Here is a 17348-nt window from a genome sequence, read left to right on the forward strand (position 1 = left end):
ACCGGAGTCCCCATGCTGCTCGCCGCCACCTCACCGCCGGTCGAGGCACCACCGCACACCGGTGGCCTGCTCCTCCTGATCGACGGAACCGCCGGTCTGCTGACCGTCGCCGCCCTCGGCATCGCCCTCCTGCTCTTCCTGATCATCAAGGTCAGGCTCCAGCCGTTCGTCGCCCTGCTCGCGGTCTCCATAGCCGTCGGCCTCGGTGCCGGGCTCTCGGTCACCGAACTCTTCGGCACCGTGCAGAAATCCGCCGCCGTCTCGGTCATCGAGTCCGGCATGGGCGGCATCCTCGGCCATGTCGCGATCATCATCGGGCTCGGCACCATGCTCGGCGCGATCCTCGAAGTGTCCGGCGGGGCGGAGGTGCTGAGCGCGCGCCTGCTGAACGCCTTCGGCGAGAAGCGCGCCCCGCTCGCCATGGGCATGACGGGCCTCGTCTTCGGCATCCCGGTCTTCTTCGACGTCGGCATCTTCGTCCTCGCGCCGATCGTGTACGCCGCCGCCAAGCGCTCCGGAAAATCGATTCTGCTCTACGCGATGCCGCTGCTGGCGGGGCTGTCGATGACCCACGCGTTCCTGCCGCCGCACCCGGGACCGGTGGCCGCCGCCGGACTCTTCAACGTCTCGCTCGGCTGGGTCATCCTGATGGGCGTCGTCGTCGGCATCCCGTCGGTCATCGCCGCCTGGGCGTACGCCGCCTGGATCGGCAAGCGCATCTTCGTCGACGTCCCGCAGGACATGGTGGAGGCCGCCGAGGAGGCCAAGGCCGCCGTCGCCGCCGAACAGCGCTCCGCCGGGGTCACCCCGCACGAGAAGCCGGTCCCGCTCGGCACGGTCCTCGCGATCATCGGCACCCCGCTGATCCTGATCCTCGCCGCGACGTTCTCCTCCATCGCCCTGGACCCCTCCACGCTCCGCTCGGTGATCGAGTTCTTCGGCAACCCGTTCGTCGCCCTGACGATCGCCCTGTTCCTCGCGTACTACCTGCTGGGCATCCGGCGCGGCTGGTCCCGCAAGTCCCTGGAATCCGTCTCCACGTCCTCGCTCAAGCCCGTCGGCAACATCCTGCTGGTGGTCGGCGCGGGCGGCATCTTCGGCGCGGTCCTCAAGGGCAGCGGCATCGCGGACGCGCTGGCCGACACCTTCAACGACGTCGGCCTGCCGATCATCCTGCTCGCCTGGTTGATCTCGGTCGTCCTGCGCGTCGCCCAGGGCTCGGCCACCGTCGCGATCGTCACGACGGCCGGCATCGTGGTCCCGCTGGTCGAGGGCCAGGACCTGTCCCAGGCCCACCTGGCGCTGATCATCATGGCGATCTCGGCGGGCTCGATCTTCGCCTCGCACGTGAACGACGGCGGCTTCTGGATGGTGTCGAAGTACTTCGGCATCAGCGAGCGCGACACCCTGAAGTCCTGGACCGTCCTGGAGACGGTGCTCTCGGTCGCGGGCTTCGTCGTCGCGGCGCTGCTCAGCCTGGTGATCTAGCGAACCGGCACACACCGGGACGTCCCGCGCCGAGGGGCCCCGAATCCCCGCCCGCCCCCTTGTGCTGCCCGGCCGATTACGCTTCCTTGATCGGCATGGCGGAGACAAGCGCAACCACAGGGACAGGGGAGCCGGCCTCCCGACCACGTAAGTCCAGCTGGAAGTACATCGGTCCCGGCATCGTCGTCGCGGCGACCGGGGTCGGGGCCGGTGACCTGGTCGCGACGCTCATCGCGGGCAGCAAGTTCGGATACACCCTGATGTGGGCGGCGGTGATCGGCTGCGTCGTCAAGATCTCGCTCGCCGAGGCGGCCGGCCGCTGGCATCTGGCGACCGGCCGGACGCTCTTCGACGGCTGGCGCAGCCTGGGCCCCTGGACCACGGTGTACTTCGCGGTCTACGTCGTGCTCTGGGGCTTCCTCTACGGGGCGACGGCCATGTCCTCCAGCGCCCTGCCCATCGTGGCGCTGTTCCCCGACGGCCCCGGGCTGAAGTTCTGGGCGATCGTCACCGGGCTGATCGGGCTGGTCTTCGTCTGGTTCAACCGGTACGCCGTCTTCGAGAAGGTCATGACGGTCCTGGTCGGCATCATGTTCGTGGTGGTCGTGTACGTGGCCGCCCGCGTCGTGCCGGACGTCGGGGCCTCCTTCGCCGGGCTGCTGCCCGTGCTCCCGGACGGCTCGCTCCTCTACACCCTCGGGCTGATCGGCGGCGTCGGCGGCACGATCACCATGGCCGCGTACGGGTACTGGGTCAACGCCAAGGGCTGGAGCAACTCCTCCTGGATGAAGGTGATGCGGCTCGACAACCGGGTCGCCTACATCACCACCGGGGTCTTCGTCGTGGCGATGCTCATCGTCGGCGCCGAGCTGCTGCACGCCTCCCAGACCGCCCTCACCTCCGGCGACCGGGGCCTGATCGATCTGGGCAAGGTGCTGGAGGACCGCTTCGGCGCCGGCACCGCCAAGCTCTTCCTGGTGGGCTTCTTCGCCACGTCGTTCTCGTCGCTGATCGGCGTCTGGCACGGGGTCAGCCTGATGTTCGCCGACTTCGTCGAGCGGTTCCGGGCCCCGGCGGCCGGTGCGGCGAAGACCGAGGGGCACGAGGGGCCGGACGTCGCCGAGCGCCGGCAGCGGTCGCTGCCGTTCCGCGCGTACCTCCTGTGGCTGACCTTCCCGCCGATGACGCTGCTCTGGCTGGACGAGCCCTTCGGCCTGGTCATCGCCTACGGGGTGCTCGGCGCGTTCTTCATGCCGTTCCTCGCCCTGACCCTGCTCTGGCTGCTCAACTCCTCCCGTACGCCCGGGGAGTGGCGCAACGGATGGCTCAGCAACGGGATGCTCGCCCTGTCCGGGCTGCTGTTCGTCGTGCTGTGCGTCCAGCAGGTGCGCGAACTGCCCTGGTGACCCGGTGCGGCTGTGCGCAGGTGCTGCGGCGACCAAATGACCGGGTGACCGGGTGACCGGGTGACCGGGTGACCGGGTGACCGGGTGACCGGGTGACCCGGCACCCTGGTGACCGGGTGGTCGCCGACGTAACGCCGCAGCGCCGCCGGGGGAGCGGCGGCGCTGCGGGATCCGGGTGGTGCGGTGTGGTGCGGTGTCGTTACGGCAGGCTGCGGACGTGCGGGCCGACCGCCTTCGACCAGGCGAACCCGGCCGTCGCGTCCCAGTTCGTCGACCAGGTCATCGCGCCGCGCAGCGACGGGTAGGTCTTCGACGGCTTGAACGAGCCGCAGTTGGTGCCCTTGGCGAGGCAGTCCAGCGCCGCGTTCACGATGGACGGGGAGACATAGCCGCTGCCCGCGCCGCGGGTGGAGGCGGGGACGCCGATGCCGACCTGGGACGGGTCGAGGCCGCCCTCCAGCTGGATGCAGGCGAGCGCGGTGAGGAAGTCCACCGAGCCCTGCGAGTAGACCTTGCCGTCGCAGCCGAGCATCGAACCGCTGTTGTAGTACTGCATGTTGACGACGGTCAGGATGTCCTTGACGTTGAGCGCCGTCTTGAAGTACTCGCCCGACGTCGACTGCATGTCGATGGTCTGCGGGGCCATCGTGATGACCAGTCCGCTGCCCGCCTTCGCCGACAGCTGACGCAGCGCCTTCGTCATGTAGGTGGCGTTGAGGCCGTTCTCCAGGTCGATGTCGACCCCGTTGAAGCCGTAGTCCTGCATCAGCGCGTACACCGAGTTGGAGAACGCGGTGGCGGAGGCGTCGCTGTCGACGCGGACCGTGCCCAGCTCGCCGCCGATCGAGATGATGACGTTCTTGCCGGCCGCCTGCTTGGCCTTGATGTCCGAGCGGAACTGGGCGTCGGTGTAGCCGTTCAGCCCGGCGGTGTCCAGGTTGAAGGTGACCGCGCCCTGGGTCGCCGTGGCGTCCGCGAAGGAGACCGCGATGATGTCGTAGTCGGCCGGGACGTCGCTGAGCTTCTGGACGGCCGCGCCGTTGTTGAAGTTCTGCCAGTAGCCGGTCACGGCGTGCTTGGGCACGGAGGGGCCGGGGCCACCGGAACCGGGCTTGGCCGTACGGGCGCTGACGGCGGCGGACTTGACCGACTCGCCGGCCGCGTTGGTGGCGCTCACCGAGAACTGGTAGGCGGTGTCCGCGGTGAGGCCCGTGACGGTCGCCGAGGTCCCGGTGGAGGTGGTGGCCTGCACACCGTCCCGGTACACCTTGTAGCCCGTCGCGCCGGAGACCGCGTTCCAGGACAGGGCGACGGAGGACGTGGTCGTGGAGCCCGCCGCGAGGCCCGCGGGAGCCGCCGGGATGACCGGGCCGGGCTCCTCGCTGCCGCCGCCGTCGGGGCCGGTCACCTCGAAGTCGTCGGCGAGGTAGGCGGCCTGCCCGTACCAGCCGTGGGTGTAGACGGTCACCGAGGTGGTGTTCGCGCCCGTCTTGAAGCTGGTGGAGAGCTTGGTCCAGGTGGTGGAGCCCGGCGTCCAGGTGGAGACGTCGGTGGTTCCGGTGCCGCTCACGCCGAGGTAGGCGTAGCCGCCCTGCACCCAGGAGCTGAGTGCGTACGTCGAGTTGGGCTTCACCTTGACGGCCTGCGAACACTTGGCGTTGTCCTGGCCGGCCGGGGTGGCCTTCAGCGCCGACGTACCGCCGTGCACGGGGGAGGAGACGACGGTCCCGCTGTTCCCGGCGCAGGTCCAGTTGGCGAGGCCCGACTCGAAGCCCGCGTTCTTGGCGTTGTTGACGTCGGCGGCCTGGGCGGTGCTGACGAGTCCAGTGACGGTCAGGGCCGCGGCCGCGACGACGGCCATGGTGCCGCCGAGGACGGGACGGGAGCGACGACGCCTTCTGCGACTGCTGCCTGCGGAGCGTTCCACTGGTTCCTCCGTGGGGAGTTGGTGGCCTGGCGGGGGTCGTGCAGGAGTGCCGGACGGACGAGGGGCGGCCGGGGCTGCACGGGGTGGGCCGGGCGGGGAGCGGGGATGTCGTACGGCGGTGGTACAGGGGGTGCTGAACCGGGGACGTTGAACACGGGGTGTCCGGCCGGGGGCGGTGGCCACCGCTTGGCGCATAAAACTGGTCCAGACCAATCAAGTTGTCAAGACCTCTGGCGGTAAAACGCCTTCAGCGAACGGGAGGGCGAGGTCGTGCCACCGGGTCGGCGACGGGGCGTCCGGGGCCCCGGGGCGGGGGCGGGGCCGAGGATTTCTCCGCCCGGCACCACCTCGGGCCCGCACATCGCCCCCCGCACGGGTGATCCTGCGGGCGATCGTCCGACGGTCACGGAAACGCTCTTACGAAAAGGCGGCCGGCCTCGCGGAATCCAGTCTGACGTGCGTGAATGGATACCTGATTGAAAGCCGGACGAAGGCTTCGGTAACGCTCCGCGATGACAGTCGAGTTGGGGGGAATCGCTTTCGTCCCGTTTAGCACCCGGGTCCCGTAGGAACGGTGTTCGCATGATGTCGTACTGGTCTCCGATAACTGTTCTCTGCCTGGTGAGACGTGGCTAAAGTGCTGGGTCAGGAGCACGGAGCAGGAGCGATTGCGGCCGACGTCCCCACGTCGACCGGAGCCGAAACGGGGAAGAGCGTGCCGACCGCAATAGCAGTGACGAGCGCAGACCTGGTGCTGCCGCCCACCGACCAGCAGACGCCGACCGCCGCTCTGCTCCAGGCCCCCGAGGCCCAGACGCTGGAGTTGGCGATCGGCGACATGCACCTGCTGCTGGAACAGCACGGGTATGTGATCGCCCTCTACCCCTCGGGCATCCGGCCCGAGCACGAGCGTCGCCTCCACTCCATCCGCTCGGTGCTGGAGAGCGACCGGATCGCCCTGGTCAAGGTGGACCTCCCGCCCCTCGGCCTCGCCGTACTGGTGCGCCAGCTCCGTCAGTTGTCCATCTGCGACTTCAGCCCCGGGGTGGTCGCCTCCGCCGCCCGGCTGCTCTCGCACTACATCTACGCGGGTGCACTCCTCAACTCCGTCGCCCGGCTCGAGCGGGTCCCGGTCAGCCTCAAGAGCCACGCCACGTCCTGGGTCCCCGGCTCCCAGTTCGCCGTGCTCGCCGGACCCGAGTCACAGTTGGTGAAGGTGGGGCCGACCGTCGAACCGCCGACGGGACCGGATTTCGGCACGCATCTTCTGGTCGCCAAAGGGAATCTGCAGTCGGACTGGGTACAGGAGACCCTCGCGCCCGCCTGGAAGGTCCAGGCCATTCACGACGCCCGGGTCCCGTCCGACTCACCGCGCTGGTGGGGCACGGGAAAGCTGGTGGAGTTCGCCGCCCATCTCCCGGACCTCTCCGTGCTCTACCAGTTGGTCTCCTCCGTACGCCGGGAGAAGTGCCACTGGTGCGCCATGGAACTCATCGGCGACCGCTGCGCATTCTGTTCCGCTCCTCTCGCGGCTTCGGAGAACCGCGCGCTCCTCACCGGTGTCCTCCACCACGGGGCCGGCGAATCACAGGGCCCCTAGCGAGACCGCTCCTCCCCGCGGGACCCACTCCTCCCGGTTCCTGCCCGCACTTCCCGTACTTCCCGTGCTTTTCTGTACTCCCCGCACTCCCCGCACTCCCCGCACGCGACCGTCCCCGCTCCGGGGGCCCGCAGCAGCACGCCACCGCAGATGTAAGCGCGTAACCGCTCGACTTCCACCGCTTCACCGCTTCACCGCTTCACCGCTCCACGGCTCCACCGTTTCACCCGCTCCACGGCTTCACGGCAGATGTATGCGCGTAACCGCTGCACCGCACCGCTCTCTCCGTCCGCAGTCCGTCCCACGCATCCGATTCGAACGAGGTTGTCCGGACCATGAACTCCCGCCAGCGCCGCGGCGTGATACTCCTGCTCCTGTCGGTCCTGTGTGCCTTCGCGGCCTTCGCCGGCGTGCTCTCGGTGATCAGCGACGTCAACTCGAAGGTCGGGCCCGAGGTGACGGCGTACCAGCTGAAGACCAACGTGGCTCCGTACACGGCCCTGAACAGCGGCCAGTTCGAGAAGATCAAGATGCCCAAACGCTGGCTCTCGGAGAACGCCGTGACCGACCTGCGAGAGGTCGAGTCGAAGATCGCGGTCACCGAGCTCCGCGAAGGCTCCCTTCTTCAGTCGGACATGATGGTCCGCAAGCCCGAACTCCGGGTGGGTGAGCAGGAGATCGCCATCATGATCGACGCTTCCACCGGCGTCGCGGGGAAGATCACACCGGGTGCGACGGTCAACATCTACGCCACGTTCGCCGGTGAGGAGCAGGGCGACACGGCCCAGTCCAAGGTCATCGTCTCCAACGCCAAGGTGCTGGACGTCGGCGAGCTGACCCCCCTGGACCCGAGCGCGGACGACCGGGGGACCCGGGCGACCGAGGCCGTGCCGATCACCTTCGCCCTGAACACGCTGGACACCCAGCGCGTCGCCTACGCCGAGTCCTTCGCGGAGCACGTGCGTCTCGCGCTCGTCGCCCCGGGCAGCGACGGCACCATCCGTCCGGGGGACCGCACCTACACGCTCGACAAGGACAAGTGAGGATGGGATGACCACCAGAATCCTCCCCGCCGTCGGTGACCTCGACGCGGCCCGCTCCGTCACCACCCTGCTCAGCCAGCTGCCCGACGCCGAACCCGCGACCCCGGTCGGCGACTCGACGCAGCTCATCGACACCCTGGCCCGCCTCGCGGGCGAGGGCGTCGACGAACTGCCCGAGGTGGTGCTGGTCCACGAGCGGATCGGCCCGGTGCCGGCCCTGGAGCTGATCCGGGAGGTGTCGATGCGCTTCCCGTCCGTAGGCGTCGTCATGATCACCGCGGACGCCAGCCCGAGTCTCTTCGCGGACGCGATGGACTCCGGGGCGCGCGGCCTCGTCGCCCTCCCGCTGAGCTACGAGGAACTGGCCAACCGGGTCCAGGCGGCCGCCCAGTGGTCCTCCGGCGTCCGACGCCACCTCACCTCCGCGAACGACGTCTTCACCGGCCCCGGCGGCACGGTGGTCACGGTCACCGGAGCCAAGGGTGGCGTCGGCGCGACCGTCACCGCCATCCAGCTCGCCCTGGCCGCGCAGGCGTCCGGCAACACGGTGGCGCTGGTGGACATGGATCTCCAGACCGGGGACATCGCCTCGTTCCTCGACGTCCAGTTCCGCCGCTCCCTGGTCGACCTCGCACTGATCACCGACATTTCGCCCCGGGTGCTGTCGGACGCGGTGTTCTCCCACTCCACGGGCCTCGCCCTGCTCCTCGCCCCCGGCGAGGGCGAACGCGGCGAGGAGGTCAGCGACCGCTCGGCCCGCCAGATCGTCAGCGCGCTCCGTACCCGCTACGAGATCGTCGTCATCGACTGCGGCGGCCAGATGAACGGGGCCAACGCCGCGGCGATCGAGATGGCGGACGTGGCCCTGCTGGTCACGACCCCGGACGTGATCGCGGTGCGCGGCGCGAAACGCATCGTACGGATGTGGGAACGGCTCCAGATCCGCAAGGCCGAGGAGACGATCACCCTCGTCAACCGCTTCACCCGCAACACGGAGATCCAGCCGCCGCTGATCCAGAAGATCACCGGCACCCGGGTCGCCTCGGCGGCGATCCCCGCGAACTTCAAGGAACTCCAGGCGTCCATCGACTCCGGTCGCCTGCACGAACTGGACGCCAAGAGCACGGTCAAGCAGGCGCTCTGGGGCCTGGCCGGAGAGCTGGGCATCGTCAAGGAGAGCGCGACGGCGAAGAAGAGCGGCGGCGCCCTGGTCAAGCGGAACAGCGGCGCTCCGAAGAACGACCGGGGCTCGATCGGACGCCCGCGCCGCCGGCGCGACGGCTCCGGCCGTGGACTGGAGACTCCGAGGGGACACGTTGAGCGATGACCACCACGACGACGGCACGAAGCGGCATACGGGGGCGGATCACCGCCCTACGTGACCGCCGGTACGGGACCGGGAACGGGAACCGCTGGTTGGGGACCGGGAACCGAAAGCTGGACCGGGACCGGGACCGGGACCGGAAGCTGGATCGGGACCGCGGACAGACCGCGATCGAGTTCCTGGGCATGACCCCCTTCATCATCCTGATCATGCTCGTGCTCTGGGAGTGCGCCCTGATCGGCTACACCTTCAGCCTCGCGGGTAACGCGGCCGACGTGGGCGCGCGCAAGGGCAGCGGGGCGGAGTACGGGGCGAGGGCGGCGTGTCAGCAGGGGGCGAAGAAGGACCTCCCCGACGCCTGGGCGGAGAACGTCGTCGTCACCTGCCGGGGCGGCGGCAGCCTGTACCAGGCCACGGTGAAGCTGAAGGTCCCGGTGCTGGTGCCGGGCCTGTTCGACCTCGACACCGAGATCACCGGCGAGGCCGGATCCCCGAGGGAGGATCAGCGATGACGACACATCCGTACAGCGGGCCCACCCGTGTCGCACGCGCGAGGGGCGACCGGGGCCAGGTCGCCATGGAGTACCTCGGCTTCCTCCCCCTGCTGCTCCTCGTCGCGATGGCGGCCATCCAGCTGGGCCTGGCCGCGTACGCCGCCAACCAGGCGGGCACGGCCGCGCGCGCCGGAGCCCGTACGGAAGCCAGCGTGGACGCCCGGGGCAGTGGTCGGTCCAACGCCCGTGACGCGGTGAGCGACTGGGTGGAGGAGGGGGGATTCCGCTACCGCAGGAGCGGCGGCCAGGACATCACGGTCACCGTCCGGGTCAAGGTGCCCTCCGTGGTGCCGGGACTGGACGACTGGTGGGCCGAGCGGAGCACGACCATGCCCAACGAGAAGTCCCGGATCCGTTTCTGACCCCCCACCGCCACCTACGGCCCTGACCGGGGCCGGACCGGACCGCACCTGCCGGACCAGCACCGTCCGCGAACACCGAGGAGAGCTACGCCGATGAGCCTGCGGGCACGTATGACCGCTCCTGAGGAACAGGGCGGGGCACGGGAGGACGGCCACATGGTGGCCACCTACCGGGCCAAGCTGCTGGAGGAGATCGACCTCGCGGAGATGTCCTCGCTGGCCGCCGCCGACCGGCGGGCCCGGCTGGAGCGCGTCCTCGGCCACATCATCAGCCGCGAGGGCCCGGTCCTCTCCACCGTCGAGCGCTCGCAGCTGATCCGCCGCGTCGTGGACGAGGCGCTCGGACTCGGCATCCTGGAACCGCTCCTGGAGGACGCGTCCATCACCGAGATCATGGTCAACGGCCCCGACCAGATCTTCGTCGAGCGCAACGGCAGGGTCGAACAGCTCCCGATGCGCTTCGGCTCCCACGAACAGCTGATGCAGACCATCGAGCGGATCGTGTCGACCGTCAACCGCCGCGTCGACGAGTCCAACCCGATGGTCGACGCCCGCCTGCCCAGCGGAGAACGTGTCAACGTGATCATCCCGCCGCTCTCGCTGACCGGCGCGACGCTCACGATCCGACGGTTCCCCCGCTCCTTCACGCTCCAGGAGATGATCGGCTTCGGTTCGCTGGACGAACAGATGCTGGTCCTGCTCGCCGGACTGGTGCAGGCCAAACTCAACATCATCGTTTCCGGGGCCACCGGCACCGGCAAGACGACCCTCCTCAACGCGCTGTCCGGACTGATCCCGAACATCGAGCGCATCGTCACCATCGAGGACTCCGCCGAACTCCAGCTCCAGCAGAGCCACGTGATCCGGCTGGAGACCCGACCGGCGAACGTCGAGGGCAAGGGTCAGATCACCATCCGCGACCTGGTCCGCAACTCGCTGCGTATGCGCCCCGACCGCATCGTCGTCGGTGAGGTCCGAGGCGGTGAGTCGCTCGACATGCTCCAGGCGATGTCCACCGGTCACGACGGTTCGCTGGCCACCGTCCACGCCAACAGCGCCGAGGACGCGCTGATGCGTCTCCAGACCCTCGCCTCGATGTCGGAGGTCGAGATCCCCTTCGAGGCGCTGCACGACCAGATCAACAGCGCTGTCGACGTGATCGTCCAGCTCACCCGGCACGCCGACGGCACCAGGAAGATCACCGAGATCGCCGTCCTGGACTCGCACGGCCGCGACCCGTACCGCATCGTCACGGTCGCGCGGTTCAACGCACAGCCGATGGCCCCCGACGGCCGCATCTACGGCGAATTCCAGTACCTCCCGCTGCCCCGGAAGCTCGCCGAGCGCCTCTACCTGGCCAGTCAGCCCATCCCGCAGGCGTTCGGCGTCGCCCAGTCCGCCGAGCAGCTCGCCACCCGAGAGGCCAACTAGGTACCGAGCCATGGACAACGTCAACCTCCCCCTGGTCACCGTCGGCGTCACGCTGCTGGCCTGCGTGCTCGGCGTGATCGGCCTGCACTCCTACTCCGGCGGCAAGGCCGACCGCGACGCCCTCGTCGACCGGCTCTCCCACGTCGGGCAGATCCCCGAGACGGGCCGCCCCCGCCGCTTCAAAAGGTTCGACCGCAGACTGCGCGCCACCGCGCTCGGGCGGAGACTGGAGCTGAAGCTCGCGGCGACCGGCATGGACATCACGCCCGGCGAGTTCTTCGTCTACGCGGTCGTCGCGATGGCGGGGCTGTGGATGATCGCCTCCTCCCTGCTCGCCGCGTTCTTCGGCCCGGTCGCCGCCCTGATCGGCCTCTGGGGCACCAACGCGTTCCTCAACTGGCAGCGGGTCAAGCGCACCGAGCGCTTCATCAACCAGCTCCCCGAGCTCTCCCGGATCCTCGCCAACGCCACCCAGGCGGGCCTGGCGCTGCGCACCTCGCTGTCGATGGCGGCCGAGGAACTGGAGGACCCGGCCGGCGAGGAGCTGGCCCGGGTCGCCAGACGGCTGGCCGTCGGCGAGCCCCTGGAGGACGCCCTCAGCGAGCTGACCGACCGCCTACCCTCCCGCGAACTCGTCGTCCTCGTCACCACGTTGGTCCTCTCCAACCGGGCCGGCGGTACGGTCGTCAGCTCGCTGCGCAACCTCACCGAGACCCTGGAGGAGCGCAAGGAGACCCGCCGCGAGGTCAAGACCCAGCTCTCCCAGGTCACCGTGACCGCCTACGCGGTACCCCTCTTCGGAATCGGCGCGATGCTGCTGATGAACGCGGTCATGCCCGGCGCGCTGGACCGGATGACGGGGGCGTTCTTCGGCCAGGTGGCGGTGGTCGTGTCGATCGTCCTCTACGCCATCGGGTTCGTCGTCATCCGCCGCTTCTCCCGAATCGATGTCTGAACCGATGTCCGAACCGGCGTCTGAACCGATGTCCGAACCGATGTCTGAGACCAGGAACCAGGAAGAGAGGGGACGGACATGGACCTGCTGCTAGCCCTGGTCGTCGGACTCGCCGTCTACGGGGCGATCCACGGCATCCGGATGTACCGGGCCGATGCCAAACTCCCCAGCGACCTGGCCGTCGCCCTGGAGTCCGGGGCCTCCCGCACCAGCGCGGTCGGCTCCGGAATCGACCGCCTCGGCATCCGCTGGGCCCCCATGGTGCTGCGGATGATGGGCCCCAAGGCCGTCAACAAGAAGCGCCGCCAGATCGACCTGGCGGGCAACCCCGGCGGCCTCACCCTCGACCGCTACGCCGCTCGCCGCGCGGTCTACGGCGCGCTGGGCGTCCTCGGCGCTTTCTCGATGCTCCTGCGCGGCCAGCTGTTCCTGGCCCTCCTGATGGTCGCCTTCGGCCTGTTCTGGGTGGAGGCCGGGATCTGGTCGGCGATCCGGGTGCGCCGCGAACACATCGAGCGGACGCTGCCGGACTTCCTCGACGTCCTGGCCGTCGTCGTCTCGGCCGGACTCGGCTTCCGGCAGGCGCTGGACAGAGTCGCGGAGAAGTACGAGGGCCCCTGGTCGGACGAGCTGCGCATCACGCTCCGGCAGATGGACATGGGCGTCAGCCGCCGCCAGGCCTTCGAGGACCTCCGCAGACGCAACGACTCCGAACAGGTCGCCATGTTCGTCACGACACTTCAGCAGGGCGAGGAGCTGGGCGCGCCGATCGTCGAGACGCTCATCCAGATCGCCAACGACATGCGCCGCACCGACGCCCAGAACGCCCGCCGCAAGGCGGCCAGGGCGGTCCCGAAGGCCACGTTCGCGGTGACCACGTTCCTCCTCCCGGGGACACTGCTCCTCCTCACCGTCGGATTCGTGTACGGAGCCGACGTCGACCTCACGTCCCTCACGGGTGGATGACATGAAGGACGGCGGGATGACATGAACGACGGGCCGGATGGGGACGGAACTCCTACGTCCGGAGCGTGCGCTGAAGCTGTCGACCGGCCTTGCGGAGCACGAGCGTTACGGGGATGAGACGGAGGTGACAGGCACATGGCATTCCAGCTCAGCGGAGCCCAGCCCGGACTGACGGCGGAACTGACCCGCGCCCACACCGGCGTCCCGACCCGCCCGGCCTTCGCCATCCAGGTCAACGCCCTCCAGGCGATGTGCCGCCAGGTCTTCGGCTTCCGCCTGGCGATGATCGCGATAGCGACTCCGTACGCGATCGACCGTACCGCTCCCGGCCTGCCCACCTGGTTCATCGGCTCGGCGATCCTGGTCACCTTCATGGGCTCGTACCTGCTGTTCCGGGACTGGGAGCGGTTCGGCCCGGTGCTCCTGCGGCACCCCTGGCTCCTGGCCGTCGACGTGTTCTTCGGCGCGCTGCTGCTGATCACGGCGACCCCCGAGTCGACCCTCGCGTACGTCACCGTCTGCACCCCGCTGCTGGCCGGCCTGGTTCAGGGCTGGCGCGGTGCGGCGGTCTTCGCGGCGCTCCAGGTGGTCATCGTCTTCGGCGTGTACGCGAGCGTCCCGAAACTGGAGCCGGGCGGGGCGCCGGCCCTGCTCCTGCCCGGCTTCTGCGTGATCGCCGGGGCGGTCGGGGTCACCCTGCGCAACCTCCTCCTGCGCTTCGGGACAGCCACCCAGGCGCTCACCGAGACCCGGGCGCGGCTGGCCGTGAACGAGGCGGTGGAGGGCGAGCGCACCCGCCTGGCCCGGGAGATGCACGACTCGGTCGCCAAGACCCTGCACGGTCTGGCGCTGGCCGCCGACGGCCTGGCGGGCTCGGCCGGGCGCATGGACCCGCCCGCCGTGAAGCTCCAGGCGGAACTGGTCGCCCGCGCCGCCCGCCGGGCCGCCGCCGAATCCCGGGAACTGCTCACCGACCTGCGCCGTGAACAGGGCCTGGAGGGCGGCGTCGACCTGGTCGCGGAACTCGCGGCTCAGGCGCGGGAGTTCACCGACCGCCACCCGGTCACGGCCACCTTCCGCCGTCTTGCCGAGGAGTCCCCGGTCCCGCCCGTACCGCAGGCGGTCGCCCGGCAACTCCTCACCGTCGCCTCCGAGGCCCTGGAGAACGCCCACCGCCACGCGGGCCCTTCCTACCTGATCGTCCTCGCGGGCGTGCAGGGCGACATGCTCCGCATCAGCGTGTACGACGACGGGCGCGGCCTCCCCGCCGGAACGACGCTCGACACCCTCCGCAGGGCCGGCCACTTCGGCCTCGTCGGCATGGTGGAGCGGGCCGCCTGCATCGGGGCCCGCATCCGGATCGGCCGCGGGAGTGCGGAGAAGGGCACGGAGGTGCGGGTGGAGCTCCCCCTGGCGGCGCTGACGGGCCCGGCCTGCGGGGAGAACGCCCCGTCGTCCTCCCCGCCGCAGACCTCACCACCGCTCCGGCCGTCGCTCGCGCCCGAGAACGTCACGACCCCCCACCCATGACCCCGACCCTGAGAGGAGGTCGCAGCATGCCGGACGATGTCTCCCCCCTGCCGAACCGCGATGGGGCGTCGGCTCACCACCACACCCCCCAGCACACGTCGTCGCACACCCCGCTCGCCCAGGCCCCCGGTTCCGCCGGACAGCCCAGGCACCAGCACACTGCGATCCAGCACCCGGCCGTGCCGACGCCGCCCCCCGCGTTCCAAGGGCCCACCGCGTCCCCCTTCCCATCGGCTCCCGCGGTTCCCGAACCGGCCCGGCTCCGGGTGGTGGTCGCGGACGACAACCCGGTGGTCCGGGCGGGGCTGGGCGTCCTGCTCTCGGGCCGGGCGGACATCCAGGTCGTGGCAGAGGCGGCGGACGGCCGCGAGGCCTACGAGAGGACGCTCCAGCACCGCCCCGACGTGGTCCTGCTCGACGTCCGGATGCCCGGCGTGGACGGGATCTCGGCCCTGCCGCACCTGGTCGGCCTCGCGCCCGTGCTGATGCTGACGTACAGCCGCGAGAGCGAGATCGTCCACGAGGCGCTGCGCCTGGGCGCGGGTGGCTACCTGGTGCACGGCGAGTTCACGGCGGACCAACTGGTCAGGGCGGTGCGCGACACGAAGGACGGCCGCGCGAACTTCACCGCCACGGCTGCTGACGCTCTGCTGGCCCACATGCGGCTGGGATCGGCTCCACCCCGGGGCCCCCTGCCGGACGGGCTCGGGGCGGTCCTGACGGCGGCGCCCCTGCCCGCGCACCCGGAGCCACGCCCCCTCGAAACTTCGGAAAGTCTTTCGCAACTGCAACCTTCTGTGGGACAGTCTTCTCTGTCCGGGGGATCGGTGCCCACCCCCAACAGGCAGCAGTACAAGCTGAGTTCGCGGGAGGTGGAGGTCATGGACCTGATTGCGTCCGGAATGAGTAATCAGCAGATCGCCGCAACCTGCTTCATCAGCGAGAAGACCGTGAAGAACCACATCAACCGCATCTTCACGAAGCTCCACAGCGCCAGCCGCAGCGAGGCGATCGCCCACTGGCTCGGCACCGCGCCCCGGACCACCGGGCGGCAGCCATGACCGGGCGATGGCACAACGACGCAAACAGGGGAGCTTTTTGGGCCCGGGGATGGGCCCACGGGCCCTCTGCGGCAGCGGCGGTTCTCCCTTATGTTTCTCACGTCGCCAACGGCACCGGCCGGGAGGAAGCCGGTACCGAGGACGGCGCAACAGGAACGTGCGAGTCGGCCGGCAACCGGTCGGCCGAACCCGGAGGGGAACACCATGTCGAACATCACCCTGAAGACCGCCGTCCGCGTCAACGGCTGGGCCAACACCGCCGTCAGCAGCATCCAGAAGCGCTACGCGGCGAAGGACCGGGGACAGACGGCGTTCGAGTACCTGGGCATCATCCTGGTAGTGGTGGCGATCATCGGTGCGATCGCGGCCTCCGGGATCGGCGGGAACATCTCCGGCCGCATCGACGGACTGGTGACCTCCATCACCTCGAAGTGATCCAGCAGCCACGGTCGGACGGAGGGCAGGCCTTCCCCATCTACATCATGATGGTGGCGGGCCTGCTCTTCCTTGCGTTGGCCTTCTTCGCTGTCGGCAAGGCCTCGGCCTTGCGTAATGATTCCCAGGGCGCGGCGGACGCAGCCGCGCTGGCCGCGGCTCAGAAGGCGCGTGCCAACTTCGGGCCTGGATTCCTCGGCTCGCTGCCCAAAAACGCGCTGGACGCCTTCCTTGGCGCAGGCTTCGCCCCGCCCTGCGCCGAGGCGCAACGGCTGGCCAACGCCAACGAAGCCGACACGACCTCCTGCACGCCCTCGTCCGGCTATCTGCGGGACCTGATCAAGGTCGAGGTCGAGGGCCGTGATCCGGTGGACTCGCCCGTGCTTCCCGGCTCGGAGGACAAGGTCGCCAAGGCCAAGGCCACCGCGCTCATCGAGTTCCGCTGCCCCAACCCGGCGGCCATCGACGCCGACAACAACGGCTCCCCGGACCTCTTCATCTTCACGTGCCTGAGCGGCGATGTCATCAAGATCGCGACGGCCGAGATCGGGCGGCCCGGCCTGTGGGAGAGCGTGAGCAGAACCCTCTTTGACGTGCGGCTGGTCGACCAGTGACAGCGAAGCGAACGACGAGTAGAGGAATCGGACCATGAGCATGCGGCGGACCACGACGACCAGAAAGGCGATGGCGGCTGTCTCGGTGACGGCTGCTCTCGCCCTCGCGCTCGCCGGCTGTGGCGACGACGGAGGCGGGGAGCCCGGCAACGAGGGTTCCAGCGCGCCGTCCGACCCGGCCAGCCCCTCCGCGGAGGACAAGGGCGAGACGCAGCAGGAGGACACGGCTGCGGGCGAGAACGTGGACCCGGATGCCAAATTGGCCGAGGCACGGGGCGAGGAGGGGCTGACACTCGTCGTCAACCAGGTCAAGCGTGACGCGGGCGGCTTCGTCACTGTGCAGGCGTCGATCAAGAACGGCGGTGACGGGACTCGTAACAGTGCCAGCTGGGGTGGGCAGGAACAATCGGTTGTCCGGAAGAACCCCAACTCGGTAGCCGGTGCGACCTTGGTCGACAAAGTCGGCAAGAAGCGTTACTACGTTCTACGGGACACCGACGCCCGGTGCCTGTGCACGACGGCGATCGCCCCGTTGGCACCGGGTGAGACCGCCTCGGTATTCATGCAGTTCCCCGCCCCGCCGCAGGGCACGACCGAGGTCGACTTCACTCTCCCGACCTTCGCCACCACCTCGCTGAAGATTTCTGGGTGA

The 17348-nt window shown here is 69.6% G+C and carries 16 protein-coding genes; 15 read left to right on the forward strand and 1 reads right to left on the reverse strand.

Annotated features, from left to right (window positions below):
- Nucleotides 1-12: 12 nt before the first annotated feature.
- Together AC3CH1_RS16825 and AC3CH1_RS16830 are read left to right on the forward strand one after the other, a co-directional pair.
- Nucleotides 13-1488, forward strand: a complete 1476-nt coding sequence (locus AC3CH1_RS16825) for a GntP family permease (protein WP_488464418.1) — start codon at nt 13-15, stop codon at nt 1486-1488.
- A gap of 95 nt (nt 1489-1583) precedes the next feature.
- Complete coding sequence (locus AC3CH1_RS16830) at nt 1584-2894, forward strand: Nramp family divalent metal transporter (protein WP_488463697.1); 1311 nt, start codon at nt 1584-1586, stop codon at nt 2892-2894.
- Between the two features lie 199 nt (nt 2895-3093).
- On the opposite strand, the gene AC3CH1_RS16835 is transcribed toward AC3CH1_RS16830, so the two are convergent.
- A complete protein-coding gene (locus tag AC3CH1_RS16835) occupies nt 3094-4821 on the reverse strand; it encodes a chitinase (RefSeq protein WP_488463698.1) in 1728 nt (575 codons plus the stop codon).
- A gap of 733 nt (nt 4822-5554) precedes the next feature.
- Between AC3CH1_RS16835 and AC3CH1_RS16840 the strand changes: the two genes are divergently transcribed.
- From AC3CH1_RS16840 to AC3CH1_RS16900, 13 genes are all read left to right on the forward strand, one after another.
- The gene (locus AC3CH1_RS16840; protein WP_488463699.1) at nt 5555-6421 is read left to right on the forward strand and encodes a hypothetical protein; all 867 of its coding nucleotides are present in this window, start codon (nt 5555-5557) and stop codon (nt 6419-6421) included.
- Between the two features lie 335 nt (nt 6422-6756).
- Nucleotides 6757-7464 carry a Flp pilus assembly protein CpaB gene (gene cpaB, locus AC3CH1_RS16845; protein WP_488463700.1) on the forward strand — a complete coding sequence of 236 codons (708 nt, stop codon included), beginning with the start codon at nt 6757-6759 and terminating at the stop codon, nt 7462-7464.
- Between the two features lie 7 nt (nt 7465-7471).
- The gene (locus AC3CH1_RS16850) at nt 7472-8791 is read left to right on the forward strand and encodes a CpaE/TadZ family protein (protein ID WP_488463701.1); all 1320 of its coding nucleotides are present in this window, start codon (nt 7472-7474) and stop codon (nt 8789-8791) included.
- Nucleotides 8788-9300, forward strand: a complete 513-nt coding sequence (locus AC3CH1_RS16855; protein WP_488463702.1) for a TadE family protein — start codon at nt 8788-8790, stop codon at nt 9298-9300. Before AC3CH1_RS16850 ends, AC3CH1_RS16855 begins: the two co-directional genes overlap by 4 nt.
- On the forward strand, nt 9297-9704 hold the full coding sequence (locus AC3CH1_RS16860; RefSeq protein ID WP_488463703.1) for a TadE/TadG family type IV pilus assembly protein: 408 nt from the start codon (nt 9297-9299) through the stop codon (nt 9702-9704). Before AC3CH1_RS16855 ends, AC3CH1_RS16860 begins: the two co-directional genes overlap by 4 nt.
- Nucleotides 9705-9797: 93 nt before the next feature.
- Complete coding sequence (locus AC3CH1_RS16865) at nt 9798-11135, forward strand: TadA family conjugal transfer-associated ATPase (RefSeq protein WP_488463704.1); 1338 nt, start codon at nt 9798-9800, stop codon at nt 11133-11135.
- Between the two features lie 10 nt (nt 11136-11145).
- Complete coding sequence (locus tag AC3CH1_RS16870) at nt 11146-12090, forward strand: type II secretion system F family protein (protein WP_488463705.1); 945 nt, start codon at nt 11146-11148, stop codon at nt 12088-12090.
- Between the two features lie 78 nt (nt 12091-12168).
- Complete coding sequence (locus tag AC3CH1_RS16875; RefSeq protein ID WP_488463706.1) at nt 12169-13056, forward strand: DUF5936 domain-containing protein; 888 nt, start codon at nt 12169-12171, stop codon at nt 13054-13056.
- Between the two features lie 135 nt (nt 13057-13191).
- A complete protein-coding gene (locus AC3CH1_RS16880; protein ID WP_488463707.1) occupies nt 13192-14586 on the forward strand; it encodes a histidine kinase in 1395 nt (464 codons plus the stop codon).
- Between the two features lie 26 nt (nt 14587-14612).
- Nucleotides 14613-15647, forward strand: coding sequence for a response regulator (locus tag AC3CH1_RS16885; protein ID WP_488463708.1), 1035 nt, complete (start codon nt 14613-14615; stop codon nt 15645-15647).
- 204 nt (nt 15648-15851) lie between these two features.
- The gene (locus AC3CH1_RS16890) at nt 15852-16082 is read left to right on the forward strand and encodes a Flp family type IVb pilin (protein ID WP_469634034.1); all 231 of its coding nucleotides are present in this window, start codon (nt 15852-15854) and stop codon (nt 16080-16082) included.
- Complete coding sequence (locus AC3CH1_RS16895; protein WP_488463709.1) at nt 16079-16696, forward strand: pilus assembly protein TadG-related protein; 618 nt, start codon at nt 16079-16081, stop codon at nt 16694-16696. The genes AC3CH1_RS16890 and AC3CH1_RS16895 overlap by 4 nt, the downstream gene beginning before the upstream one ends.
- A 34-nt stretch (nt 16697-16730) precedes the next feature.
- Complete coding sequence (locus tag AC3CH1_RS16900; protein WP_488463710.1) at nt 16731-17348, forward strand: hypothetical protein; 618 nt, start codon at nt 16731-16733, stop codon at nt 17346-17348.

The sequence above is a fragment of the Streptomyces sp. MGP-P1 genome (assembly GCF_057766565.1).

Bases quoted from the DNA above. Each gene is read 5' to 3' on its own strand.
- AC3CH1_RS16825 (WP_488464418.1), top strand. From the start codon at position 13: ATGCTGCTCGCCGCCACCTCACCGCCGGTCGAGGCACCACCGCACACC.
- AC3CH1_RS16830 (WP_488463697.1), top strand. From the start codon at position 1,584: ATGGCGGAGACAAGCGCAACCACAGGGACAGGGGAGCCGGCCTCCCGA.
- cpaB (WP_488463700.1), top strand. From the start codon at position 6,757: ATGAACTCCCGCCAGCGCCGCGGCGTGATACTCCTGCTCCTGTCGGTC.
- AC3CH1_RS16850 (WP_488463701.1), top strand. From the start codon at position 7,472: ATGACCACCAGAATCCTCCCCGCCGTCGGTGACCTCGACGCGGCCCGC.
- AC3CH1_RS16855 (WP_488463702.1), top strand. From the start codon at position 8,788: ATGACCACCACGACGACGGCACGAAGCGGCATACGGGGGCGGATCACC.
- AC3CH1_RS16860 (WP_488463703.1), top strand. From the start codon at position 9,297: ATGACGACACATCCGTACAGCGGGCCCACCCGTGTCGCACGCGCGAGG.
- AC3CH1_RS16865 (WP_488463704.1), top strand. From the start codon at position 9,798: ATGAGCCTGCGGGCACGTATGACCGCTCCTGAGGAACAGGGCGGGGCA.
- AC3CH1_RS16870 (WP_488463705.1), top strand. From the start codon at position 11,146: ATGGACAACGTCAACCTCCCCCTGGTCACCGTCGGCGTCACGCTGCTG.
- AC3CH1_RS16875 (WP_488463706.1), top strand. From the start codon at position 12,169: ATGGACCTGCTGCTAGCCCTGGTCGTCGGACTCGCCGTCTACGGGGCG.
- AC3CH1_RS16880 (WP_488463707.1), top strand. From the start codon at position 13,192: ATGGCATTCCAGCTCAGCGGAGCCCAGCCCGGACTGACGGCGGAACTG.
- AC3CH1_RS16885 (WP_488463708.1), top strand. From the start codon at position 14,613: ATGCCGGACGATGTCTCCCCCCTGCCGAACCGCGATGGGGCGTCGGCT.
- AC3CH1_RS16890 (WP_469634034.1), top strand. From the start codon at position 15,852: ATGTCGAACATCACCCTGAAGACCGCCGTCCGCGTCAACGGCTGGGCC.
- AC3CH1_RS16900 (WP_488463710.1), top strand. From the start codon at position 16,731: ATGAGCATGCGGCGGACCACGACGACCAGAAAGGCGATGGCGGCTGTC.